The sequence below is a fragment of the Aeromonas sp. 5HA1 genome (assembly GCF_029237245.1).
In the GTDB taxonomy this organism is placed as follows: domain Bacteria; phylum Pseudomonadota; class Gammaproteobacteria; order Enterobacterales; family Aeromonadaceae; genus Aeromonas; species Aeromonas salmonicida.
The window spans coordinates 206,186-230,129 of the sequence record NZ_JAACFW010000003.1 but is presented as its reverse complement, the minus strand read 5'-3'; the positions used below and the strand labels follow the sequence as shown (position 1 = coordinate 230,129).

At 59.7% G+C, this 23,944-nt stretch carries 20 protein-coding genes and 1 pseudogene; 17 read left to right on the top strand and 4 right to left on the bottom strand.

Going from position 1 to position 23,944, the window contains the following annotated elements; genetic code table 11:
• Window positions 1-65 precede the first annotated feature (65 nt).
• From GWQ27_RS04675 to GWQ27_RS04640, 8 genes are all read left to right on the top strand, one after another.
• The gene (locus GWQ27_RS04675) at window positions 66-515 is read left to right on the top strand and encodes a hypothetical protein (RefSeq protein ID WP_219590142.1); all 450 of its coding nucleotides are present in this window, start codon (window positions 66-68) and stop codon (window positions 513-515) included.
• A gap of 4 nt (window positions 516-519) precedes the next feature.
• A complete protein-coding gene (locus GWQ27_RS04670; RefSeq protein WP_275906788.1) occupies window positions 520-3,525 on the top strand; it encodes a hypothetical protein in 3,006 nt (1,001 codons plus the stop codon).
• Complete coding sequence (locus GWQ27_RS04665) at window positions 3,525-4,364, top strand: FTR1 family protein (protein ID WP_275906787.1); 840 nt, start codon at window positions 3,525-3,527, stop codon at window positions 4,362-4,364. The genes GWQ27_RS04670 and GWQ27_RS04665 overlap by 1 nt, the downstream gene beginning before the upstream one ends.
• A gap of 88 nt (window positions 4,365-4,452) precedes the next feature.
• Window positions 4,453-5,877, top strand: coding sequence for an NAD(P)/FAD-dependent oxidoreductase (locus GWQ27_RS04660; RefSeq protein WP_275906786.1), 1,425 nt, complete (start codon window positions 4,453-4,455; stop codon window positions 5,875-5,877).
• A 47-nt stretch (window positions 5,878-5,924) separates the two neighbouring features.
• A complete protein-coding gene (locus tag GWQ27_RS04655) occupies window positions 5,925-6,485 on the top strand; it encodes a hypothetical protein (protein ID WP_275906785.1) in 561 nt (186 codons plus the stop codon).
• A gap of 179 nt (window positions 6,486-6,664) precedes the next feature.
• Window positions 6,665-7,939: a hypothetical protein gene (locus tag GWQ27_RS04650; RefSeq protein ID WP_275906784.1), complete on the top strand. Its 1,275-nt coding sequence runs from the start codon at window positions 6,665-6,667 to the stop codon at window positions 7,937-7,939.
• Window positions 7,940-8,035: 96 nt separating this feature from the next.
• Window positions 8,036-9,538, top strand: coding sequence for a hypothetical protein (locus GWQ27_RS04645; RefSeq protein ID WP_275906783.1), 1,503 nt, complete (start codon window positions 8,036-8,038; stop codon window positions 9,536-9,538).
• A 102-nt stretch (window positions 9,539-9,640) separates the two neighbouring features.
• Entirely contained in the window at window positions 9,641-10,843 is a 1,203-nt protein-coding gene (locus tag GWQ27_RS04640; RefSeq protein WP_017412350.1) for a Bcr/CflA family multidrug efflux MFS transporter, read from the top strand.
• An 86-nt stretch (window positions 10,844-10,929) separates the two neighbouring features.
• On the opposite strand, the gene nhaD is transcribed toward GWQ27_RS04640, so the two are convergent.
• Both nhaD and GWQ27_RS04630 read right to left on the bottom strand, forming a co-directional pair.
• Window positions 10,930-12,354 (bottom strand): sodium:proton antiporter NhaD, encoded by a 1,425-nt coding sequence (gene nhaD / locus GWQ27_RS04635; RefSeq protein WP_169046302.1) that lies wholly within the window; start codon window positions 12,352-12,354, stop codon window positions 10,930-10,932.
• Window positions 12,355-12,463: 109 nt separating this feature from the next.
• A complete protein-coding gene (locus GWQ27_RS04630; protein ID WP_005310491.1) occupies window positions 12,464-12,931 on the bottom strand; it encodes a DUF4357 domain-containing protein in 468 nt (155 codons plus the stop codon).
• A gap of 197 nt (window positions 12,932-13,128) precedes the next feature.
• Here GWQ27_RS04630 and GWQ27_RS04625 point away from each other — a divergent pair, with 197 nt between their 5' ends.
• The 3 genes from GWQ27_RS04625 to GWQ27_RS04615 are packed head-to-tail and all read left to right on the top strand — an operon-like array spanning window position 13,129 to window position 17,345.
• Window positions 13,129-13,809: an ABC transporter ATP-binding protein gene (locus tag GWQ27_RS04625; protein WP_042468585.1), complete on the top strand. Its 681-nt coding sequence runs from the start codon at window positions 13,129-13,131 to the stop codon at window positions 13,807-13,809.
• A gap of 27 nt (window positions 13,810-13,836) precedes the next feature.
• Complete coding sequence (locus GWQ27_RS04620; protein ID WP_275906782.1) at window positions 13,837-16,281, top strand: FtsX-like permease family protein; 2,445 nt, start codon at window positions 13,837-13,839, stop codon at window positions 16,279-16,281.
• A complete protein-coding gene (locus GWQ27_RS04615) occupies window positions 16,278-17,345 on the top strand; it encodes a lipocalin-like domain-containing protein (protein ID WP_275906781.1) in 1,068 nt (355 codons plus the stop codon). The genes GWQ27_RS04620 and GWQ27_RS04615 overlap by 4 nt, the downstream gene beginning before the upstream one ends.
• Before the next feature lie 199 nt (window positions 17,346-17,544).
• Here the strand turns inward: GWQ27_RS04615 and GWQ27_RS04610 are convergent, their stop codons facing one another.
• Window positions 17,545-18,492 (bottom strand): hypothetical protein, encoded by a 948-nt coding sequence (locus tag GWQ27_RS04610; protein ID WP_345893532.1) that lies wholly within the window; start codon window positions 18,490-18,492, stop codon window positions 17,545-17,547.
• A 597-nt stretch (window positions 18,493-19,089) separates the two neighbouring features.
• Between GWQ27_RS04610 and GWQ27_RS04605 the strand changes: the two genes are divergently transcribed.
• From GWQ27_RS04605 to GWQ27_RS04595, 3 genes and pseudogenes are all read left to right on the top strand, one after another.
• Window positions 19,090-19,509 carry an MgtC/SapB family protein gene (locus GWQ27_RS04605; RefSeq protein ID WP_275906779.1) on the top strand — a complete coding sequence of 140 codons (420 nt, stop codon included), beginning with the start codon at window positions 19,090-19,092 and terminating at the stop codon, window positions 19,507-19,509.
• A 535-nt stretch (window positions 19,510-20,044) separates the two neighbouring features.
• Window positions 20,045-20,359 (top strand): annotated as a pseudogene (locus GWQ27_RS04600) (lipocalin family protein); the annotation flags it as partial.
• A gap of 54 nt (window positions 20,360-20,413) precedes the next feature.
• The gene (locus GWQ27_RS04595) at window positions 20,414-21,325 is read left to right on the top strand and encodes a hypothetical protein (RefSeq protein ID WP_275906778.1); all 912 of its coding nucleotides are present in this window, start codon (window positions 20,414-20,416) and stop codon (window positions 21,323-21,325) included.
• Between the two features lie 270 nt (window positions 21,326-21,595).
• Here GWQ27_RS04595 and GWQ27_RS04590 read toward each other — a convergent pair whose 3' ends face one another.
• Window positions 21,596-22,384, bottom strand: coding sequence for an alpha/beta hydrolase (locus GWQ27_RS04590; protein WP_275906777.1), 789 nt, complete (start codon window positions 22,382-22,384; stop codon window positions 21,596-21,598).
• 106 nt (window positions 22,385-22,490) lie between these two features.
• Between GWQ27_RS04590 and GWQ27_RS04585 the strand changes: the two genes are divergently transcribed.
• From GWQ27_RS04585 to GWQ27_RS04575, 3 genes are read left to right on the top strand one after another with little or no spacing between them, the layout of a single operon-like run.
• A complete protein-coding gene (locus GWQ27_RS04585; RefSeq protein WP_275906776.1) occupies window positions 22,491-22,847 on the top strand; it encodes an MmcQ/YjbR family DNA-binding protein in 357 nt (118 codons plus the stop codon).
• An 8-nt stretch (window positions 22,848-22,855) separates the two neighbouring features.
• Window positions 22,856-23,332, top strand: a complete 477-nt coding sequence (locus GWQ27_RS04580; RefSeq protein ID WP_275906798.1) for a GNAT family N-acetyltransferase — start codon at window positions 22,856-22,858, stop codon at window positions 23,330-23,332.
• Between the two features lie 55 nt (window positions 23,333-23,387).
• Window positions 23,388-23,723 (top strand): DUF3802 family protein, encoded by a 336-nt coding sequence (locus GWQ27_RS04575; RefSeq protein ID WP_005310468.1) that lies wholly within the window; start codon window positions 23,388-23,390, stop codon window positions 23,721-23,723.
• Window positions 23,724-23,944: the final 221 nt, after the last annotated feature.

Below are 23,944 nucleotides of genomic sequence, written 5' to 3'. Positions count from 1 at the left end.
TCATTACCTTTACCCCATTGTAAACTTGCTCCCCCGGGCTGCACTGCCCGGGCGCTGGAGCACCTATGACAAGCCTTTCTCTCTCACCCCGACACTGCTGGCAGTGGCTGGCCTATCACCATCAGGCCGCCGAGGGCTCCCTCTATCTGATGTTCTTCTCCGGCATGCTGCTGTGGGAGCCGCTGACCCCGCTCTGGTCCCTGGCGCGCTGGAATCTGTTTCTCCACGTGATGCTTTCGCTCACCCTGTTTCCCCTGCTGTTTGGCGCCTTCTGGCTCTCTCATCGCAGCCTGTTGAACAAGAGCAACAAACCCTTCTTGCGGATCACTGGTCGTATCATCGAGGCCTTGCTGCTGGTGTGTCTGGCCAGCGGTCTGCTGCTGCTGCTGCACGGCACCCCGGGGGACAGCATGGGCAGCTTCGCCAGCTGGGCCCACTGGCTGAGCGCGTTGGCGTTAACTCCTCTGGTGCTGCGCCACGCCTGGCGCTGGACCATTCTGAAATGGCGCGCCTGATCCCATGTTGAAGTCATCTCTTTGTACATGTTTGTCACCCCTGCTGACCCTCGTCCTGCTGCTGGCAAGCTCCTTCGCGTTTGCCCAGCAGATGGGCGCCGGTATGCTCGCCTATGAGGAGGGGCAAAGCCCGCGCCTCGTCACCGCCAACCTGAGCGCAGGTTCCGTCACCCTGCTTGAGCGCGATAGCGGCAAGCGGCTCAAAGAGGTGCAGCTGGGGGGCGATCTGCGCCAGCTTGCCCGCGCCGATGACGGCACCCTGCTGGTCACCGATTACAGCGGCGATCGCCTGCTGCTGCTGGATGATGTCCTCACTCTGGAAAAGGCGATCCCCACCGGCCATAGACCCTATGGGGTCATCTTCGATCCCAAGCGGCAGTGGTTCTGGGTCACGCTGTTCGAATCAGCTCGCCTGCAAGCCTACGACACAGCGGGCAAGCTGCAGCTGGATACCAAAACCGCCGAGACCCCGCGCGGGCTGGCCCTGACCGACGACGATCGCCTGCTGCTCACTCATGCCATGACGGGCCAGCTCGCCATCTATGATCTCGCCAAGCTTGGCAACAACGCCAAGGGCGCCACCCTGCCCAAGCCCAAACTCATCACCCTGGCCGAGACCCACAGCGACACCCCAAGCGACTCTCAGGGATTGCCGCGCCTGCTCGATGGCATCGCCCTCTCCCCCGATGGCAGCGAAGCCTGGTTGCCCCACGTGCTCTGGAGTTTCAGCCACCCCTTCCAGTTTCAGAGCACTGTCTTTCCGGCGGTCTCCATCATCGATCTGGATGAGGAGAAAGAGCGGGTAGATGAAAGAAAGCAGCTCTTTTTGCAGATCAATCTGCCAAGCGTCGGCAACCGCAGCCAGATTGTCTCCAACCCCTTTGCTGCGCGCTTCGCCGCCGACGGCAAGCGGGTCTACCTGACCCTGGCGGGCTCGGAAGACTTGTTGGTGTTTGACCTGTCGCGCAGTGGCAAATCCAACAGCAATCGTCACAGACGCAAGAAGTTTCAGGGGGGCGCCAAGGCGACCCAGCTCTTGCGTCACCTGCCGGGCCAGAATCCGCGGGATTTGCTGATCGATGACGACCACATTCTGGTGCACAACGCCATGGGGCAGGATCTTACTCGCCTCAATAGTGGCGGCAGCGGCCCGTTTGCCCGGGTCACAGTCGATGTGCCCCACTTTGCCAAGCTGGTAACGACGGATCCCCGCCCCGAACCGCTCAAGCGCGGCGAGCAGCTGTTCAACCTGGCTAATACCACTGCGAACAGTCGCTTCCCCATGGCGGGGGACAACTGGATGAGCTGCAACTCCTGCCATCTGGATGGGTTCAATTTCACCAACCGCCATCTGATGGCGGCCCACCGCCAGCAGAGCGGCGACAACGCCATCAACGGCCACGCCAACCTTACCAATATGGTGGCGGGGGATTTTGTCGGCGAATACCTGCGCATGACCCAGCAGACCCAGGGCGGCATGGGCCATGACACCCGCGATGGCGCCGAGGTGGTTGACCCCGCCAAGCCACAACCGGAAGTGAAAGCGATGATGGAAGACTTGCACGCCTTCGTGACCGCTGATGGCAACCTCCCCTATCTCGCCAACTGGCTGCGGCTCGATGCCCCGCGCACGGATCCTGCCAAGGCGCCGACCACTCACCCGAAGGCGTGGCTCAACTCCGCCTCCTGCCAGAACTGCCACAGCCAAGCGTTCAAGGACTGGAGCGAGAGCAACCACCGACTGATGGGTAACTCCCACCCTTATTACAAGGTGGTGCAAGCGCTGGCCCGCGAAACCGAAGGGGAAGCGTTTGGCCAGTGGTGTCAGGGCTGCCACATGCCCCAGCAGGTGATGACCGGCCAGATGGATCTGCCCAAGGGCTCCCATATGTTCGAGCAGGGCGGCGCCTCGCTGATTGCCGCCCACAAGGCGGGCGAACCTGTGGTTGAGGAAGGGACTGGCTGTGTGCTCTGCCATCGCATCACCAAAGTGGAAGATGCGGGCGGCAACAGCGCCTTTACGGTGAATTTGAAAGACCGCGAGAGCTATGTGTTCGAGGATGCACCGGGCGGCAGCATCCAGCACTGGCTGGCCGAGCGACAGATCAATGCCCGTCCGGCGGCCCACAAAGCCTCCTATCAGAAGGATTTCTACCGCGACGCGGCCCTGTGCAAGTCGTGCCACAACGAGTTTGCCCCGGGCACCGGCGCCAATATCGTCAACACCTGGGACGAGTGGGAAAAATCCAGCTTCGCCAAGGCCGAGGATCCTGCCAAGCGGCGTACCTGCATCGACTGCCATATGAACCCGGAGCCAGGCAATGGCGGCGCGCCGGTCACGGGCCACTCCACCGAAAACGGCACCATGAAGCCGCGGCTCTATCGCCACAACTTTACCGGCGCCCAGCACCAGCTGGTGGGGCTGAGGAGTGCAACGCTAGAGCAGGAGAGTCTGGCCCTGCTGCGATCCAGCGCGACGCTCTCCGCCCGCATCGAAGGGGCTGCCGATAGCCAGCAACTGGTGGTGCGGGTCGCCAATACCGGCGCGGGCCACGCCCTGCCGACCGGAGTGGCCGATTTTCGTGAACTCTGGCTGGAGCTGACCGTCACTGACGCCACCGGCAAGGTGGTGCTTGCAAGCGGCCAGCCGGTGGATGGCGCCGTCCCTGAAGATGCGCGGCTATTTAGAAAAGTGTTCGGCGATGCCGAGGGCAAACCGGTGGGGCTCAAGTTCTGGCGTTACGCCAAACTGCTGGAAGATACCCGCATTCCAGCCGATGGCTGGCGCGATGAAGCCTGGCCGCTGCCCGCAGATGCCCAAGGGCCCTTCAAGGCCGATATCAAACTCAATTTCCGCACCTACCCCAAGTGGGTCAATGATGCGGTGCGCGCCGCCGAGCCCAGCTTGCCGGAGCCACCCATAGTGCAGCTCGCTCGGCTACAACTTAATCGGCTGCTACTCACCTTGCAGCCCCTCCCCGTCACGCCCGCTACGGAGCCTCAATCCTGATGTTTGCAAGTTTTCTCATTACCCTGCGCGAGGGGCTGGAAGCCTTCCTGCTGGTCGGCATCTGCCTCTCCTACCTCGCCAAGCTGGGGGCGAGCCGCTACAACAAATTCATCTATCTGGGGGTGGGGCTCGGCCTTGTCGCCTCCCTTGTCGTCGCCTTCCTGTTTCAGGTGGTGGTGAGCCAGTTCGAGAGCGAGCGTTACAACCACCTCTTGATGGCGGGGATCCTGATTTTTGCCACCCTTGTGCTCACCTATATGGCGATCTGGATGCAAAAGCAGGCCAAATCCCAGGTGGGAGCCATGACGGCGCGCATCGATGCGGCCATCGATGGCGGCAACCTGTTTGGTCTGGTGCTGCTCGCCTTCCTAGCTGTGATGCGCGAAGGGTTTGAAACCGTGCTGTTCTTCTCCGCCCTGCTCTACTCCGGGCAAGGGGTGGATCTGCAATCCGGCCTGATGGGCGCACTGGCAGGGCTGCTGGTCTCCATCGCGCTGGTGTGGGGGCTGCTGCGCTCCACCCGCAAGGTGGCGCTGGCCCCCTTCTTCCGCTGGACAGGGCTGCTCATCATCATCATCGCCGCAGGTCTATTGTCGTCTGCCGTCAACATGTTGCAGGCGGCAGACATCATCACCTTCTGGACCACGCCGGTATTCAACATCAGCCACATTCTCGACGATCAGGGGGTATTTGGTACCTTCCTGCGCGCCCTGTTTGGCTACAATGCCTCACCCGCTGGCTTGCAGCTGCTGACCTGGGCCCTCTATCTGGCGATCTTCGTCACCCTCTGGCAGCGCAGCTATCGTCCAAAGGTAAGCGCCGCGCCCGCCAAGGGATAAAAGAGTGTCGCCACTCTCGGCAACAACATATTCAGGGGGCGGTGCATTGACGTCGCCCCTGCTCAATCAAGCAGTTTCGGAAAACGTCATGAGCGATCACAACAAGAAGAACATTGCGGTGCTGGGCGCCGGCCCCGCCGGTTTGATGGCCGCCTGGCGCCTGCGCCGCGCCGGTTATGCAGTCACCCTGTTCGAGCAGGAGCCGGTCGTCGGCGGCATGTGCGCCACCCAGACCTTCAAGGGGCGCGATGGGGAGTATCGCTTCGACTACGGCGGCCACCGCTTTATCACCAAGAACCCCGAGCTGCTCGCCTTTATCGACGAGCTGATGGGCGACGACCTGCTCCACGCCGATCGCAAGAGCGTCATCCGCTTTGGCGGGCGCACCTATGACTACCCCTTGAACCTACCCAACCTGATCAAGACAGCCCCGCTGCCGCTGATGGCCGGTGCGGTGAAAGACTTGCTGCTGCTGCCTTTTGCCAAGAAGCCCACCGATTTCGCCAAGGCGAGCTTTGCCGAGTGGATCCAGAGCCACTTCGGTCGCACCCTCTACCGCCAGTTCTTCGAGGGCTACACGGCTAAGCTGTGGGGCATCAACCCGGACAGGCTCTCCGCCGACTGGGCCGGTCAGCGCATCAGCCTGATCGATCTCAAAGATGTGGCGCGCCGCCTGCTGCCAAGACGCAACGGCAACCTCTCGGTGCGCACCTATGCCCGCAAATACCGCTACCCCAAATATGGCTTCGGCCAGATCTTCGCGACCCTGGGGGAGCGGCTGGTGGCAGAGGGGACCCTGCTGAAAACCGGCGCCACCATCACCCGCCTTGAGCAAGTCGATGGCCGGATCGAACGAGTTTATTGGCAACAAGATGGCGTTGAGCAGAGCGAAGGTTTTGATCAGGTGATCTCCACCCTGCCGCTGCCGCTCACCTGTCAGCATCTGGGTTTGCCGTGCGATCTGCACTACCGGTCGCTTCGCTTCGTCAATATGCCGCTCAAACAGGAGAACCTGTCGGACAACACCTGGCAGTACCTCTCAGACCCCCATATTCTGGCCACCCGCTTGCAGGAGCCGCGCCGCCGCAGCCCCTTTATGGCGCCAGAAGGCCAGACCTCGGTGATGCTGGAGATCCCCTGCAATCCGGGAGATGCCACCTGGCAGGCCCCGCTCGCCGATCTGCGCGGCCGGGTCACGGCCGATCTGGCAAGCCTTGGCGTGGACACCACCAAGCTTGGCGATGAGACCTTCGAAGCCCGCAGCGAGTACGCCTATCCGCTGATGGATCTCGGCTATCAGGCACGCCGCGACGCCGCCATTCAGGCACTGATGCCGATTGGCAACCTCATCATGACCGGCCGTCAGGGGACATTCCGCTACATCTTCACCGACACCGCCATGGAGATGGGGATGATGGCCGCCGACATGGTGATCGACGGAGTGGACAGACGCCATGCCATCTTCAATCATCGCAACGAAAATACCGTGATCGAAACCCAGAGCGTGGCCTGAGTGCCGCGCCATTGGCATAACCTCTTGGCATAAGTAAGGAGAACAGGATGACCATACGCCCGGGTTTGCTTGCCCTCACCCTGCTGCTGACCCTGAGCGGGCAGGCGCAGGCTTACTCCTACGCCGCCGCCGGCAAGGAGCCACTGATCGACGCCCGCGAAGCACTGCTTGGCGCCGCCACTGACGGCAAGGATGCCAGCGCCACCTTGAGCGAGATTGCCGACGAGCTGACCTATCTGGAACAGCACCACAAGGTCGAACTGCAAGCGCCGCTGGCCGCCGCCATCAAGGGGAAAGATGCCGCCGCCACCGCAGCCATGCTCAATCGCGCCTACAAGGCGGAGATCGAGCGCCGCCTCGAAGGGGCCAGCCAGAATCTTGGCGATTACCAGACCGCCAAGGTGCTGGTGGTCAAGAGCAAGCGCTTTCTAGACCTGATCCTCCCCTCCCTCAGTGAAGGGGATCGCAAGGCGGCCGAACAGGCGCTGGCCAAGGTGCTCGATGCCATCGGCAACCCTGGGGTGTTCGGAGTAGGCGCCAAGCCCGCCGATGCCGCCGCCTTTAGCGATGCAGAAAAAGCGCTGATGGCTGTGCTGGCGCCGCTTTGATGACCACCTGCCAATCATTGCGCCATCTCGCTGTGACAAACGGTGGGTTTCGCTTCGCGCTACCCACCCTACGCACTGCCTGCCGATAGATGCACCCGGATGCTGGTTCGTCCCCTTCTCCCCTAGCGGGAGAAGGGGGGGGTCACCACGGCCGATTACGCTTCGCTAATCGACCCTACTTGCTGATCTTGCTGCAACTGGCCTGGCTTGGCTGGTTGCTGACCTTCCCGGTGGCGCTCGATTCCGACGATGCCCTCAATTTCGCTCACGGGGTGACGCGCTTTAGCGTGCTGGAGTTCTCCCCCCACTTTCCGGGCTACCCCGCCTTTATCTGGTTGGCGCGGCTGATCAACCTGTTGGTCGACGATCCGGCCCGCGCTGTGCAGTGGGCAAGCCTGCTCGGCACCAGCTTGCTGGCGCCACTGGCGGCACTGTTGGCGGTCAGGCTGTGGCATCGCCCTGCCCTGCTCACCCCCATCTGGCTGCTGGTGCTGGCCCTCCCGCTCACCCCGACGCTCGCCCTCTCCGGTCTCTCGGACGGGCCGGCACTGGCTGCCTGGCTCGGGGCACTCTTGGCCTTGCAGCATCGAAAGATAGCGCTGGCTGGCCTCATGCTTGGCTTGATGATAGCCCTGCGCCCCTCCTATTTTGTGCTGGCCCTGCTGCCCCTTTGGCTCGGGATGGCGCAGCAGGGCACGCGCGTCAGGTTTGTGCTCCCCATCGCGCTGGTGGGGCTCACCAGCCTGCTCTTTGTCTGGCAGGCCGATGGCTGGGCCTATTTCAGCGAGGGGCGGCGCTTTACCGACGGCCACTTTACCCTGTGGGGCAACACGGCGGCGGCCCATGGTGATCGACTGCTGAGCTGGGCGCGCACTTTCAACGATCAGCTCACCCCGCTCTGGCCACTGGCTGTCGGAGCCTTGCTGGTGCTACCGCTCAGGCAAAGAGCAAAAGGCCAAGCCACTGCCCTCTCACCGCTCTGGTCTCTCTATTGGCTCGCCCTGCTGATCTGGACACTGTTTGGCCAGAATCCCGACAATCCCCGCCATCTGGCGCCCATTACCCTGCTCGGCATAGTGCTGCTGGCAGGCTGGCTGCCGCGCCGTGGCGAGGGGCTGGTCGCGGTGGCCGGATTGCTGCTGCTCGGCACGACCTTCACCCTGCCCCGTCCGCCCGCTATGGTGCAGGCGGCCAGGGTGGCAGAGAAAGCGTGTCCTGCGCTGGTGACTCAGTGGGGAGTACGTCTGCTGCGAGAGACCACTCCCCTGGCCGTCACCGATGGCTGGTATCGGGGGGATGCACGACTCGCACTGGCACAGGGAGCCTGCCGTCTCAGCCGACGACCCATAGCCACCGCTGACATGCCGGTACCAAACCAGCAGCAGTGGTTTTCACCTCGTTTTCGTGCTGAGCCAGGTATCTGGCTCGGGATACCCACCTACTTTTACCCTTAGTTGGCAGTGCAACGCACTTTGGCGACCATTTGACTAACGGCTCTGGCGCCCCGGTCGGCTACACTCACTGCGCATCCGTGACAAGTGAGTCTATCCATGAAGAGATCAAGCGAGTGGTTTCTCATCCACCTGACACTGATACTGGCCAGCGGAGCCTTGCTATTGCCACTCTGGTTACAGGGGGGAAGCCAGGGGCATGACCTGTTTCATCATCTGCTTTCCGGCCACTATTTTGCACAACAACTGTGGCAGGGGGAGATCTACCCACGCTGGTTGATGGCCATGAATGGCGGCTTTGGCAGCCCTACCTTCTTCTTTTATCCCCCCTTGCCCTACTATGTCAGCGCCCTGTTTGCCGGACCCCAGGCCCCCCTGCATGACGCCATCACGCCCCTGCTCTGGAGCGCCAGTCTGGCCTTGCTGCTGTCCGGCCTCTTTGCCTATCTCTGGCTGCGCAGTTTTGCCTCCCCCTTGCGGGCCCTGGCCGCCACCCTGCTTTATCTCGCCTTGCCTTATCATCTGGGCATGGATCTCTATGCCCGCTTTGCCCTGGCCGAATTCTGGGCTTTCGTCTGGGCTCCCCTGATCTTGCTGGGACAAGATCTCGCCAACCAGCGCAGTCGCAAGGGACTTCCCTTGCTGACTCTGGCGCTGGCATTGCTGGCGTTTTCTCACCTCCCCAGCCTGCTGCTGATGATGGGGCTGCTCACACTGCGCGCCCTGCTGCAAGCCTGGCGATCCCGCATCCTGTTTCCGATCCAGCTAGTGGCAATGGCCCAAGTGCTGGGGCTGGTCATGGCTGCGACCCTGCTGCTGCCTGCCCTGCTGGATCAAGGCGCCATCTCCATGGAGTTGATGTGGGGGATCATAGGGACAGTCTCCTTTCTCATGATGCTGCCCCTGAGCGAGCCCATCTGGCATCTGCTGCCACCGTTGCAACGAGTGCAATTTCCCTGGCGGTGCAACCTGATCCTAGCCCTGGCCACTGTGGCCGTAGTGGCACTGGGCACCCCTGTCGACCGTCCCTGGCAGTGGATCTGGTGGGGTCTGCTGCTGGTCACGCTCGTCTCCAGCCTTGCCTATGTGGCTTACTCCCCTCTCACCCAGGCACCGCGCAAGGACATGATTGAGAGCGAATTCGACAGCAAGCGCAGTGCCCAGGAATATCGCCCCAATCAGGTGCCCAGAGGGCAGTTCACTCCGACCTTGCTCGCCTGGAAAGGGGAGTTTCAACCCCCCGTCACCACAGAGCAGCCGAGCGCTGCGTGGAAGATCATTCGCTGGCAGCCCAGATGGCTGGAGCTGGACGTGAAGGCGCAGCAGCCCACCAAACTCATACTGCACCAATATGACTACCCCGGCTGGCAGGCCAGACTGGATGATTCGCTGACACTCGCTGTCAGTGCAAACCGGCAAGGACTGCTGCAGGTCTGGATACCGGCGGGTCAGCACACCCTCACTCTCAAGCTGGCGGCACGCTGGCCAGAGCGGTGGGGTATTGGGCTCTCCCTGTTGGGCTGGCTCTGCTGGCTGGTGCTCGCCTGCCTGGGGGCCAAAAAACCCAAAAAGCGTGTGACCCGGACACGGGTGATAGCGTGACGGGGGGCGGGCTTGGGCATAGTCCTGCCCAAGTCCGCCAAAACTGATAGACTCACCCCTGTTACCTTATTTCACGCGAACTTGCTCACGATCGGACATCCTATGCCCCAACCCTTACCCCTCTCTCCCCGCTTTCTGTTTATCCTGCTTGGCGCCCTGGCGGGCCTGACCCCGCTGGCGGTCGACATGTACCTGCCCGCCATTCCGGCCATTGCCCGGGATCTGGCCACCAGCATAGACGGGGCCCAGCTCACCATCAGTGCCTTCCTCGGTGGCTTTGCCATCGGCCAGCTGTTTTACGGCCCGCTGGCAGACAGCTATGGCCGCAAACCGGTCATCCTGGCGGGGCTCACCATGTTTGCCATCGCCTCTGTGGGCTGCGCCATGGCAGACTCCCTGCCCGAACTGCTGGCTTATCGGATGCTGCAAGCGGCTGGCGGGGCGGCGGGCTCGGTGGTGGTCAATGCACTGCTGCGAGATCTGTTTGAAAAGGATGCATTTTCCCGCGCCATGTCGTTCGTCATCCTGGTGATGACATTGGCACCGCTGGTCGCCCCCGTGATCGGCGGCTACATCAGCGCCCACAGCGACTGGCGCGTGATCTTCTGGCTGCTGGTGGGGATCAGCCTGCTGGTCTGCGTGGTGATGCAGTGGAAAATTCAGGAGACCTTGAAGCCTGAGCACAGACAACCGCTCAAGCTGGGCCAGATCCTGAAGAACTACTGGAGTGTGCTCTCCCATCGAGGTGCCATGGGTTATGTGCTGTGCGGATCCCTGTCGAGCTCCGGCATGTTTGCCTTTATCAGCGCATCCCCTTACGTCTACATCGAATATTTCAAGGTGCCGACCGAGCACTACGGCTGGTTGTTCGGCCTCAATATTCTGCTGATGATGCTGGTCACCTTCGTCAACAGCCGGTTGGTGAAGGGGGTGGGCGCCGAGCGCATGCTGCAATACGGGCTGCTGATGCTGCCCTGTGCCGGCGCCCTGCTCATCTACAACGCCTGGAGCCAGACCGGCGGCCTGTGGGGCATCGTCATCCCTGTGGTGCTGTTCGTCGGTCACATCAGTCTGGTGGGAGCCAACGCCATGACGGGCCTGATGGGGCACTTTCCCCAATCGGCGGGCACGGCCTCCGCGCTGGCCGGCACCCTGCGTTTTGGCATAGGCGCCGTGGTCGGCATCCTGGTCAACCTAGACCCACCACAATCCCCGCTGCCCATGGCCATCGCCATCGCCGGCTGCGGCTTTGGCTCTGCCATCAGTTACTGGCTGCTGACCGGCAAGCGATCTGCGGTGGCCTGATGACCTGCGCCTCACTCTGATCCTGAAAAAGCCCTGTCTGCATGACAGGGCTTTTTTGCATCAGGGGTCAGGCCTGGCTGCATATATCAGAACATGGCACTATTGAGCCAGAGATGTGCACCTATGCTCACCAGATAGCCGAGCAGGATGGCCGGTAACCACTTGAGATGGCTAAAGAAGGTATACATGCCGTGGGCCTGCCCCATCAGGGCAACCCCGGCCGCAGAGCCAATGGACAGCAAGCTGCCCCCCACACCGGCGGTCAGGGTCACCAGCAGCCACTGCCCCTGCACCATGTCAGGGTCCATCGACAGCACGGCAAACATCACAGGAATGTTGTCGACAATGGCTGACAGGATACCGATACAGATGTTCGCCATCGTCGGGTTGCCACCGTCATACAGCAAGTGTGACACCAGCTCCAGATAGCCCATGAACCCCAGCCCCCCCACGCACATCACGACGCCATAGAAGAACAGCAGTGTGTCCCACTCCGCCTTGGCCACCTTGTTGAAGACATCGAATGGCACTATGGAGCCAAGGCTGCGCAGCCGTTCATGATCCCCGGTGCGCTCATAGAGTGCCCGCTTGCGCGCCAGGGAGAGCGGCAGTGACTTGCGCAGATAGAAGCCGAAAAATTGCAGATATCCCAGACCCAGCATCATGCCGAGGACAGGGGGCAGATGGAGGAAACTGTGGCAGAGCACAGCCGTGGTGATGGTCAGCAGGAACAGCAGCACTATGCGGCGGGCTCCCCGTTTCAGCTCCACCGCTTCACTGGCCGCCTCAGGCACATGGCGAGGCACCATCAGACTCATCAGCAGGGCGGGCACCAGAAAATTGAGCAGGGATGGAATGAACAGGGCAAAGAACTGGCTAAATTGCACCTTGCCAGCCTGCCACACCATCAGGGTGGTGATGTCGCCAAAGGGGCTGAAGGCGCCGCCGGCATTGGCCGCAATCACGATATTGATGCAGGCAAGATTGATGAAGCGTCGATCCCCGTTGGCGACTTTCAGCACAACGGCGCACATCAGAAGCGCTGTGGTGAGGTTGTCGGCCACCGGCGAGATGCAAAATGCCAGCCCCCCCGTCAACCAGAACAGGGTTCGCAACTGAAAACCGGACCGGATCAGCCAGGCCCTGAGCGCATCGAACAGATTTCTGTCTTCCATGGCGTTGATGTAGGTCATCGCCACCAGCAGAAACAGCATCAGCTCGGCGTATTCAAGCAGGGTATGGCGAAATGCCTGCTCTGCGGCCGGGCTCATGCCATTTTGCGCATAGGCAATGCCGATCAGGATCCAGATCACGCCGGCAGCCACCAGCACGGGTTTTGACTTGCGCAGTTGCAAATACTCTTCGGCCATCACCAGCGCATAGGCCAATACGAACAGGCCCACGCAAAACAGGCCGATTGTGGACAGGGTTAACGGAATGGGGCCGCTACTGGCCTGGGCAGGAGAGATGAACAGGGACAGCAATACGGCAAAGCGGGTGAGCACAGACATGGGCCTCTTCCTTATAGAACCATCTGGCTGGGATGCTAGCACCTGGATGAAAACAAAAGTTCATCCAGGTCAATGAATTATCAATTAATGCATGGTCGAGGCAAAAGGGTTATTTCTTGCCAAAGCCCGACAGCTTGAGGGTGTAGCCAGCGCTGTTTTGCCAGGCATCCAGGCCACTGCGGTTGTTGCCCGCCACCAGACTGGCGGCCAGGCTCGGGCTGTTGAACAGCTGATCGGCGGTGAACACAAACCCACCTTCACTGCGCGGGGTGAGGATCCCCTTGCCCAGCAGCTCCTGGCGCAGTTCGATCACGGCTTCGCGCAGGGAGGCAGCATCCTCGCCATTGGCGGTGGATCCCGCCAGCACCATGAAGCCGGGGTTTTGCCGCTTGCCCACCGGGTAACCGTGAGCTTCGGCCCCCTTGCCGTTGAAGTGGTAGAGCTCGCGCTCCCCCGGCTTGTTGTCGGAGAGCGCCTTTTGAAGGGTCATCAGCTCGTTATAAATCTCGATGGGGACGACGGCAGCCTGCTTGTTGCCCTTGCTATCGATGATAAAACTGACTTGCTTGTGTAACATCCTTGCTCATCCTGTGACCCATGGAAGCTCCTATTCTAACCACCTCTGCCAAGCGGGATCCAGCGAGGATCCTCACCTCTTTTGCTGGGGTGATCACTAACTGGCGCTCTTGATCAGTTGCAAGGCGTGTTGATCATTCTCGGCCGTGGTAGCGTAGATGGCATGATGAAAGCCATTGACCATCAAGCGGTTATCCCATGCTGACCCTGCGCAACCTCTGCAAGAGCTTTGATAACGGTAGCGAACGCCTGCCGCTGTTCCACAGTCTGGACCTCACTCTGACCGCTGGCGAGACAAGCTTGCTGCTGGGGCAGAGCGGCTGTGGCAAGTCGACCCTGCTCAACCTGATAGCAGGCCTGCTCCCCCCGGATGAGGGGGAGATCTGGCTGGGGGAAACCCGGCTCGACACCCAATCCCCGGATGAACGGGCCCGCCTGCGCGGCCGGCATTTTGGCATCGTCTATCAGGATTTCAACTTGCTGCCGACCCTGACAGTGGAGGAGAACCTCTGCCTGCCCCTGTCGATCAACGGCCTGCCACGCCATGAGACAGAGATTGACGATTTGCTGAAAAGGCTCGATCTCGTCCACAAGCGCCACGCCTGGCCGGAGCAACTTTCCGGCGGCCAGCGCCAGCGGGTGGCCCTGGCCCGCGCCCTCATTCACAAGCCCCGCTGGCTCTTGGCCGACGAACCCACAGGGAGCCTCGATGAGCACAACGCCGAGCAGGTGATGGCACTGATGATGGAAGCGGTGCGTGAAACCGGCGCGGGTCTCTTGCTGGTGAGCCACAATCCGGCCTATGGTGCCCTGGCTGACAGAGTGCTTCGCCTCGAAGGGGGCCAGCTGATTGAGCTCAAGGGGGCGCACCATGAGTGAGGCCAGCCGTGATCGCGAGGCCGCCTTATGCTGCCGCTGAAGGCGCTGCTGCGCCTCTATCGCTGGCATCCCTGGCTGCTGCTGATGAGTCTGACCGGGCTCATGCTGGGGGTCTCGCTGGTGGTGGCTATTGATCTGCTGAACCACAGCGCCAGCACCAACTTCGTCGCCGCCCGCACCCAGCTGGCGGGAGATGCCAACTATCGACTGGCCCCGAGCGGCGGCCTGGATGAGCAGCTTTACGTCAAACTGGTGCGCAGCCAACCAAGCCTCAATGCCATGCCGCAGCTGCACGCCTGGCTCAAAGACGAGCAGGATCGCAGCGTTCAGTTGCTGGGAATGGATCTCTTCAACACCGGCCCCCTGAGCCAGCTGTTTGCCAGCGTGAGTAAAGAAGAAGCCCCCTCTTTTTCACTGAGCCAGGCAGACAGCGTCTGGCTGGCGACGCCGGAGGCCAAACGGCTAGGCTGGCTGCCGGGCCAGGCCCGCACCTTTGTGCTGGGCGGCGGTGGCGAGGGTGATCGCCCACTGATCCTGACGCTCGCGGGCACCTTCGAGCCCGGCGCCGTGCCCATGGAGCGGCTGCTGGTGACCGACATAGGTCTGGCCCAACACATGCTGGGCAAGGCGGGAAGGCTGGATCGCATCGTGTTCAAGCTAAGTGACGCCGAGGCCCGCACACTGCAAGCGACCCTGCAAGCCTATCTCCCCCATCAGCCGCTCTGGCTCGAGCCCATCAGCCCGGCGCTCGATGCCAGCCAGCTCGGCGATGCGCTGGCGCTCAACCTCACCGCCCTCTCTCTGCTCGCCATGGCGGTGGGACTGTTTCTGGTGTTCAACGCCCAGCGCTTTGTACAGAGCGTGCGTCGCCCCCAGCTGGCCCAGCTGATCATTCTGGGGCTGCCGCCTCGCCGGGTACTGCACTGGCTGGTACTGGAGCTGCTCCTTCTCGCCACTCTGGGCACCCTGCTCGGACTGGTGCTCGGTAGCCTCCTGGCCCTCACCCTCATGGGACAACTGACCCAGGCGCTGGCCGACCTTTATGGCCCCAACCCCATCGACCTGCTGCGCCTCTCCCCCATCAGCCTGTTCAAGGCACTGCTGATTGGTCTTGGCGGGACGCTTGCCGCCAACCTGCCCGGCTGGTGGCAACTGCTGCGCCAGTCCCCCCTTGCGCTTCGCGAGGGCAACAGCCGCCCCGCCACCCATCCGTGGCGTCGGCGCTGGCTCGCCATCGTCATACTGCTGCTGTGCGCCCTTTGCCTCGCCCTGCCCCGGACAGGGTTGCCGGGTGCCCTGTTTATCGCCGGTGGCTGGCTGCTGGCCATGGCGCTCTGGCTGCCGGATGCCCTGCGCTGGGTGCTGGGTCAGTTACGCCAGCGCATGGGTCGCCAGCACGGGTGCAGCAACCTGACAGCCCAACTGGCGGTGGCTGAGACCCAATATCATCTGGATCGCACCGCCATCGCCGTCATGGCACTGCAACTGGCCATCGCCGCAGCCATCGGCATAGGCGTCATGGTATCGAGCTTTCGCTCGAGCGTGGAGATCTGGCTGGGCCAGCGTCTCGCCGCCGATCTCTATGTCACCGCCCCCAAAGGCGCAGCGGGCAGCAGGGGCATACTGAACCAGGCCACCCTGGATGCCATTCTCGCCAACCCAGCCGTGGAGCAAGCCTCGCGGCGTTCTGTGCAGCCCGCCCGCTGGCAGGGACAACCCATCGAGTGGGCACAAATGGACTTTATCCCACCCCTCAAGGCGGCCTATCCCCTGCTGGCCGGGCGCTGGCCCGCCACTCCAGACGAGGTGCTGGCCAGCGAGCCCCTGACGGTGCGACTCGGAGTCAGGGTGGGCCAGACGCTCAGCATCACCAGCGAACAGGGCCCAAGGGAGCTCACCGTCACCGGCGTCTATCAGGATTACGGCAGCGACAAGGGGCAAGTTCTGCACGCCTTCGAAGATGGCCCAGTGCAATCCCTCGCCCTCTTTAGCAAAATGCCGGAACAGCTGGCCGACAGCCTGCGCACCCGTTTTGGCGAAGGGGTCAACCTGCTGGCGGCCCCTGCCATTCACGCCGCTGCCCTCAAGGTGTTCGACCAGACCTTTGTGGTGACCGAGTTGCTTAAACTGCTGATCCTGGGCATCGCCTTCGTCGGCATAGGCTCGGCCTTCATGGTGCTGGGGCTGGCAAGGCGCAGCGAGTTGCAGACCTTGCAGAGTCTGGGATTGAGCCCTCGTCACTGTCGCCGCCTGCTGGTGTGGCAAGGTGCGGGCCTGGGGCTGCTCACTGCGCTGCTGGCGCTGCCGGTAGGCTATGGGCTGGCCTGGGTGCTGATTGAGGTGGTCAACCCCCGCGCCTTTGGCTGGCGTCTCGCCTTCGAGGCCGCCCCCTTGCATGCCGTCACGGCCCTGTTGCTGGCCCCTGTGTGCGCGGCGCTCGCATCCTGGTTTGCCGCAAGGAAACTGGTATGAAAAAACGCAATGTCTGGCTACTGCTGCTCACCTGCACCCTGTATGGCGGGGCAGTCTGGGCCAACGACCTAGGCACCATCCTCGGCGGCGGCAGCGATCAGTTCAAAAAGGCTCTGCCGGGTCAATCCATCACGCTGCCCGCCGATCACGCGGCCCACCCCGACTACCGCTCCGAGTGGTGGTATCTCACCGGCAACCTCAAGGATGAGCAGGGGCGCGAATATGGCCTGCAGTGGACCCTGTTTCGCCAGGGTATTGAACAGCAGATACAAACGGACAACCCCTGGCTCACTCCCCAGCTCTGGCTGGCCCAGTTTGCCATCACTGACCTCGGCAAAGGCAGCCACCAACAGGATGAGCGCACCAGCCGCCAGGGCCCCGGGCTCGCGGGTGCCAGCGGCGGCGAGTATTGGCTCAGGGAATGGGTGCTTGCCTCACAGGGGAAGCCACTCTTTCCCGCCACCCTCAAGGTGCAGAGCAAGATTGGCGAGCTGAACCTCAAGGTCGATGCCGCCAAGCCTGTGGTCTTGCAGGGCAAGCAGGGTTACAGCGAGAAGAGCCCGGGCAATGCCTCGTTTTACTACTCCTACCCGCGCTTGACGCTCACCGGCACTTTGACCCTCGATGGCGAGGCGCGCAAGGTCACGGGTCAGGGCTGGTTTGATCACGAGTGGAGCAGCTCGGTATTGGCCGACTGGCAGTCAGGTTGGGACTGGTTTTCGCTCCAGCTCGCCGATGGCCGCGAGCTGATGCTGTTTCGCCTGCGCACCAAGGAAGGTCGTCCCGAACCGGAGAACCGCTACGGCATCCTGATCGAGCGCGATGGCAGCAGTCGGGTGCTCTCCCCCGACAGCATTCGCCTTGTGCCCGGCAAAACCTGGCGCGGCCCCAAGGGCCAAGCCTATCCCGTCGAGTGGCAGCTAAGCGCTGGGGATCTCAAGCTCAGCATCCAGGCCCGCCAGCCCAATCAGGCCATGACAGGGCGCTTTGACTACTGGGAGGGGGCCGTTACGGTATCAGGGGATGCAAAGGGGCTGGGGTATCTGGAGATGACGGGGTACTGAGCGAGGGGAGTGCGAACGCTCACAGCCAATCCCCCCATACGGTTGCACATAACAACCCTGGTCCTCACCGACACAAGCTTTCATTCCAGCAAAAAGACCCCGGCATGGCCGGGGTAAACACGGGGTGGAACATAAAACACTTCGGTCGGTCATCACCTCGGCTGCGCTATGCGTCAGCCAAGGCGGCTTCAACAGTGGCTCAGGGCTGTTTGTCCGCCATCAGCACCAGACCGTTTTGCTCGGGGAAACCAACCACCAATGCAGTCTGCTTGGTATTGGGGATGGTGAACGCGGCGGCATAGGCTAGAGCCCCGTCCCTGGCGTTGGCCAGACTCAACACCCACTTGTTCTCAATCGGCGTGAAATCGCTCGAGGCTTTGAAGCGGCACTTGTCAAAGCCGCTCACGGTCAGCTTGCTCAGGCCATTGTGCTGATCGGCCTTGCCCTTGCCGGTCAGGGTGCAACCGGCGCTGGGGAATTCCATCTCCACCGTCAGGGAGCCGCTATTGTTGGTGCTCTTGATCTGGCCCACCATGGCGTCGGTGAAGCCCTCATCGTCTGCAACTGACCAGCTGTCGCTGCTGATCGCCCGGGTAGTCAGCTTGCTGACGGCGACGTGGCCGCTCCAGGATGGGTAGAGGGTCGTGCTCTGATCCGGCTCCCGGAACTGGGTGCCGGTACGGGTAAAGTCAAAGGTCCAGCGCTTGGCCTCTTTACCATTCACGTCAATCACCGACTGATCACGGAAGCTGATGAGGTTGTGGTCGTTGCTCTGGCTATCGACCTTGTTGCCACGCTCGGAGGTACGCTCCAGCAAGACGGGATATATCCCATCCTTGTTCTCTTTCTGAGCCGCCCTGCCGATCCACTGGCTGTTGGTCGCCACCTTGCCCGCATCCTTATCGACCCAGACACCCCAACGCTGCTCGCGATCCGCCTTGGGATAGATAAGTGCCATCCCTTCCAGCCCCTTGATCATTTTGAACGACGCCTTGTCATTATCGCGACTCAACAGGCTGGCTTCGTAAAGACCCGCGTCAGGCAGTGGCAGCGGCGCGCGCTTGGCAATACTGTTGGCGGCTTTCTCGCTGTCACAGGCAGACAGGGCGGCGGTGCAGGCAATGGCCAGCATGGCTTTGTGGTGCATTCTCATTGACGCTTGTTCCTTGCAATTGCTTTGTTATGTGAGGTGCATTCAATCGCCGCTGAATTTACTGGAGGGAGGGTTCGCCAGTCGAATGGAGATCTGTAACCAGCTGTTACAAGGACTTGGGTAACAAGACGCAGACAGCGCACCCAATATCGCAACAGGAAGGCCGGTGACTGGAAGAAATGTTGAGCGCCATTCGCTCACCCCGTCTGCCAACCCAACACGCTTGGCAACAAACGAAGAGTCACGCAGCAACAAGGCCGGCCATTGAATCAGACCTTCCCCCTATAGACACTTCCCTACTCAGCTATCCCCACACCAGCACAGGCAGAAACCAGACTGCCATCAAAATTGCGTTCAAATTCCACGGGGTGGATAAGGTTTTGTTCAACAGAATCAATCACCATTTGATACCCTTTCAACTTGCATGCATGTCTGCCCACGAAGAGCTCATGCGCTCGTCTCTGATGGCGACATAATGAACTTCTCATTATCTTCAGTCGGTAAGTTGCAAGTACAAGGATGGAATTTATGTGGCAAGAAATATGGAAAACTGTCTTGTCTGAATTTGCGGATATTCAAGATATCCAGCAGATGACGCAGATTGTATTACGTCTGCTGGTAGCCGGCTTATTGGGTGGTCTATTAGGCTACGAGCGTGAACAGAAAGGGAAAAGTGCCGGGATCCGCACCCATATGCTGGTCAGTATTGGTGCCGCCCTGTTCGTTCTGATCCCCCAGCAAGCTGGGGCATCAACCGCCGACCTGACCCGGGTGTTGCAGGGTCTGACTGCCGGTGTGGGATTTCTGGGGGCCGGCACCATCATTCTGGGCACCCGGCAGACAGAAACCCAGGGGCTGACAACGGCAGCCGGTATCTGGGTCACGGCAGCCATCGGCATTGCCGCAGGGATGGGCCGAGAATCCACTGCGGTGCTCGCTACCTTGATAGCGCTGTTTATTCTGACCATAGTGCCTTGGCTGCTGAGCCTCAAAAAAGAGGGCCGTGATTGATCCTCACTTGCCACACCACTGACTGCGGCGCTCTGCAGATACCGGCTACCGGGGTGGCCGGTCTGCTCGATGACCCGAAACAAATAGCCCTTATAACAGGGCATCACAGTGATATTGCCCAGCCACTCCTGTCACTGGGCGCCAGTTGCCTTATCTGTTTATTTATCGAACACCCTCACCCACTCAACCCGCTGCCAACTTGGCTCAAGTCTGATCCCTGTCAAAAATCCTTTCAAAATCCGAGCGATAACTAACTTTTTACTCACTTTTGTTGGTCGGTGTTTGATACCTTGCTCATCTGGCCCTAACAGCCCCAAAAGCAGCCGAGGTAAGCCCATGATTTACCCATTTTCAATCTGGTTAAAAGCAGCGCACGGGGAGCTGTAACCCCGTGCGGTAGCTATCCCGGCCGTAGGGTGTCAATAAGCGAAGCGCATTGCACCACCACCTTATTTTAAAGACATGGCGAATAGAGCAATTCCTTATCCTTACGTCTCGGTAAACGTTGGGCTTCGCAAGCTCAGCCCAACCTACCTTGCTGTTTCGCCTGCGCACCAAGGCGGGCCGCGCTAATCCCGAAAACCGCTACGGCATTTTAATTGAACAAGATGGCAGCAGCCGGGTGCTCGCCCCCGACGCTATTCGCCTTACACCGGGCAACACCTGGCGCGGCCCCAAGGGGCAGCCCTACCCCGTCGAGTGGCAACTTGAGGCCGCCGGGATGACCCTCACCATACGGGCGCGCCAGCCCAATCAAGCCATGACCGGTCGCTTTGACTACTGGGAGGGGGCTGTGACGGTGGAGGGAGATGCCAAAGGGCTGGGCTATCTGGAGATGACGGGATATTGAACTGATAGGCTGAGTTGAGCTGAGCTGAATGAACAATACTGTATAGGAATACTTATGAAGTATTTTATAAAGCAAATGATTCTTGGTAAGACAGTTGCTCTGCCTCTTGATGAGGTTCAATTTGAAACACTAAAGATATCACGAAACATTCTTTCCTCTGCAATGGCAATAGAAGAAAAATATGATTTATTGGTCTCCAATTTTCTAGAGCTAGAGAAAGAATTATTGACTCAAGTTGCTCAGCAGATGGTTTTCTCTCAAAACTCATATAATGAAAGCCACGATATCATCAGTGTGTTTAACCGAAGAGTAATTAACCTTCTCACATCTACAAAACTGTATTACGATCAGATTGAAAAGCATGTTCGTACCTGTCAGCATGGCTGCGAGTCATCGGGAAACCTGGCTAAATATTACTTTAGTGAAGAGTATGATAATCACCAAGAATATCGTTTCATGGAGGCATTAAGAAATCATGTTCAACACTATGGGCTCGCTGTACATTCTTTATCATTGCCTAGTCGGTGGATCGGTGAGGGTGATGGAAAGCAAATGATTAATACCATAAGATTATTTTCTTTGAAAGATGAGCTTAAAGAAAATGAAAAATTTAAAAAATCTGTCTTTAAAGAAATAGAAGAAAAGACAGATTTAGTAAGAGCAACAAGAGTTTACGTTGGTTCATTCAGCAATGTGCACGATAAGATCAGAAAACTTATCGAAGGTAATGTCACAGCGGCAAGAGAATGTATTCAAAACATGATAAACATATACAAAAATTCCAATAATGGAGACGCCATTGGAATTTATGCGTATAGCATTAAATCAGAAATATCCTCTGAACAAATTGCTGAGAAGTTCTCAGTAATTCTTGATTGGGATGATGTAAGGATTCGCCTTAAAAATAAAAACATGCCATTTCCTAACATAAGCAAATGGCATGTAAGTGGAAGTTTAGGCGTATAGAATTAATTAAATTCGTAGGTTAGATTAGCGAAACGCCCCTTTCCAGTAAAATCAGGGGGGGTGTATCCATATATTAAAAACCATCCTTGGATAAGAGTAAATAACGCAACCAAAGATAGATATTTCCTTTCCGTGCGTTCGATTACGCTTCGCTAATCGAACCTACTCGAAATAATCAAAACCTGTGTTCAACTTGTTGAAAGTAATATTACCGTGTTGGGTTTCGCTCCGCTCAACCCAACCTACGCCAAACCTTATCTATTAAATGGCTTATATCGCAGCCGTCTGGTTGGATATAAACGCCAACGACTGCCGATTAAAGTGATCCGGCTGCTCCACATTGCAAACATGGCCGCAGTTTTCGATGATCTCGAGCTGGCTGTAGGCATCGCGGGCCACCTGCTCGCGCACCGGTGCCAGGAACATATGATCCTCCTCCCCCATCACATAGAGGGTCGGGATCGGCAGGGCGCGCTCCTTGAAGTAGCGCATCAGGGGGTTGACCTCGGTGGCGAGGCGGAACCAGCGTTTGAACTCCTTCTGGCAGAGCTTGCGGGCCTCGCGCACAAAGAGGTTGCGCGACTCCTGATGGTGCTGGCGCGGCATTATGATGAAGGCGAACAGACGGTAGAGCCACATGTAGGGCAGGATGTGCTGACCGAGGCGCCCCAGTTGCACCAATACCCGGGAGCGAATATCCAGCCGCAGTATGGCGCCGCCCAATACCATGCTCTTGACCCGCTCCGGGCAGAGCTCCGCCAGATGGCGAATGAGGATGGTGCCAAGGGAGATGCCGACAAAGTGAGCGCAACGGATATTGAGATGATCGAGCAGACGCACTATGTCTTCGGTCACGGCCCGGAAGCTGTAGTGCCCCTTGACCACCTGCTGCAACTGGTGGGACTGACCGTGGCCACGCAGATCCAGCAGCAGCACGTTGAAGTGCTCGCGATAGGCGCGCAGTTGCTTGAACCAGATGGAGGAGCTGCCACCGGCACCGTGCACGAATACCACCCAATCCCTGTCGGGGCCAAGCTCGAACGTCTTGTGATACAGCATCTTGCGACTCCCTCATCGACGGCATTGGGGTATAGTAGGCGCGCATCTTAGCAGATATTTTCACCCAAAAAATACGTTTGCATGGCAACTGGCGAGGAGCGTGACCATGGAGTTGACGAGTTTGAGAGCCTTTCTGCTGACCCTGCCGGGCACTCAGGAGGACACCCCCTTCGGCCCGGAGATCCTGGTCTATCGCATCGCCGGCAAGATGTTCGCGCTGGTGAATTGGCAGGCAGACCCGCTCACCATCAACCTCAAATGTGAGCCCGAGCTCGCCCTGCTGCTGCGGGAGATCCACCCCGAGGTCAAACCCGGTTGGCACATGAACAAGCAGCACTGGAACACGGTTACCCTGAGCGACACCCTTGCCAGCGATCTCTGGCAAGGCTGGGTCCACCACTCCTATGAACGGGTGGTTGCCGGCCTGCCCAAGGCCAAACGGCCGCAAGCGCCGACACTGTGAGCCATCCCATGCCGGAGCAGCCCAAAATAGTCCCTCTGAGCGAGCCGCATATCCCCGCCCTCATTACCCTGTTCGAGCAGTCGGTTCGCCAACGCGGCCCCGAGCACTACAGCGAGGCGCAGGTAGCGCAGTGGGCCCTCGGTGCCCATCATCCCGGCTTTGTCAGCCAGTTGCGTGAGCACCACGGCTGGGTGCTGGAGCAAGCCGGCGCCGTGCTCGGCTTCGTCACCCTCAGCGACGATGGTCACCTGAGCCTGCTTTATGTGAGCGCAGATCACCAACGGCAGGGGTTTGGCGGCCTCTTGCTCGCCACAGCCCTCAGCCAGGCGACTCGGCTCGGCATCCAGACTCTGACGACGGAAGCCAGCGCCTTCAGCTATGGGCTATTTTTACGGTATGGCTTTGAGCTGACCGGATTGGAAAGCGTGGAGCGGGGTGGAGTCAGTTTTATCCGCTATCGTCTGCACTGCCGCTTGCCAAGCTAGGACCAGCCACTAAAATACGCACAGTTTTTTCGTATTGTTGAGGATTGAGGCCGCCATGGTTGTAGAAAGCGAAGGCTATATCGCCCTGATTGAGTATCTGGTGGAGAGTCTGGGACTGTTTGAAGCCCAGCAGCAGAGCGGTGGTGAACAGACCATCGAAGATCTGGTGAGCAGCCGGGTGGCGAGCAACCTGATGGCCATCTGCGAACAGAACCCGCAGCTCGATCCCAAATTGCGCTTCATGATCATGCAGGAAGCCGATGCCGTGGTCGCCGATCTGGAAGAGGTGCTCTCCGCCGTCTGGCTGCGTGCCCCTACCCCGGCCCAGCAAGCCTTCCTCGAAGAGTTCATCGACCTCATCAAAAACCTGTTTGACGGCGCCATCAGCTAATCCGTCGAAACACCTGATCGACGTGGCGCCGACCCAGACGCCCGTATTTTTCCGCACACAGCACACATGAAAAGGGCCGCCTCAATGGGCAGCCCTGCTTGCTATCATTTCAATCTATCCAGCTTTTCAGTGGCGTTCAGTGAAGGTCGAGGCAAGAAATGTGTCTGGTCTTGGCTGCCATCCTTGGAAGCTACTTAGTTCGGCAGGGCCAATTCTATTTA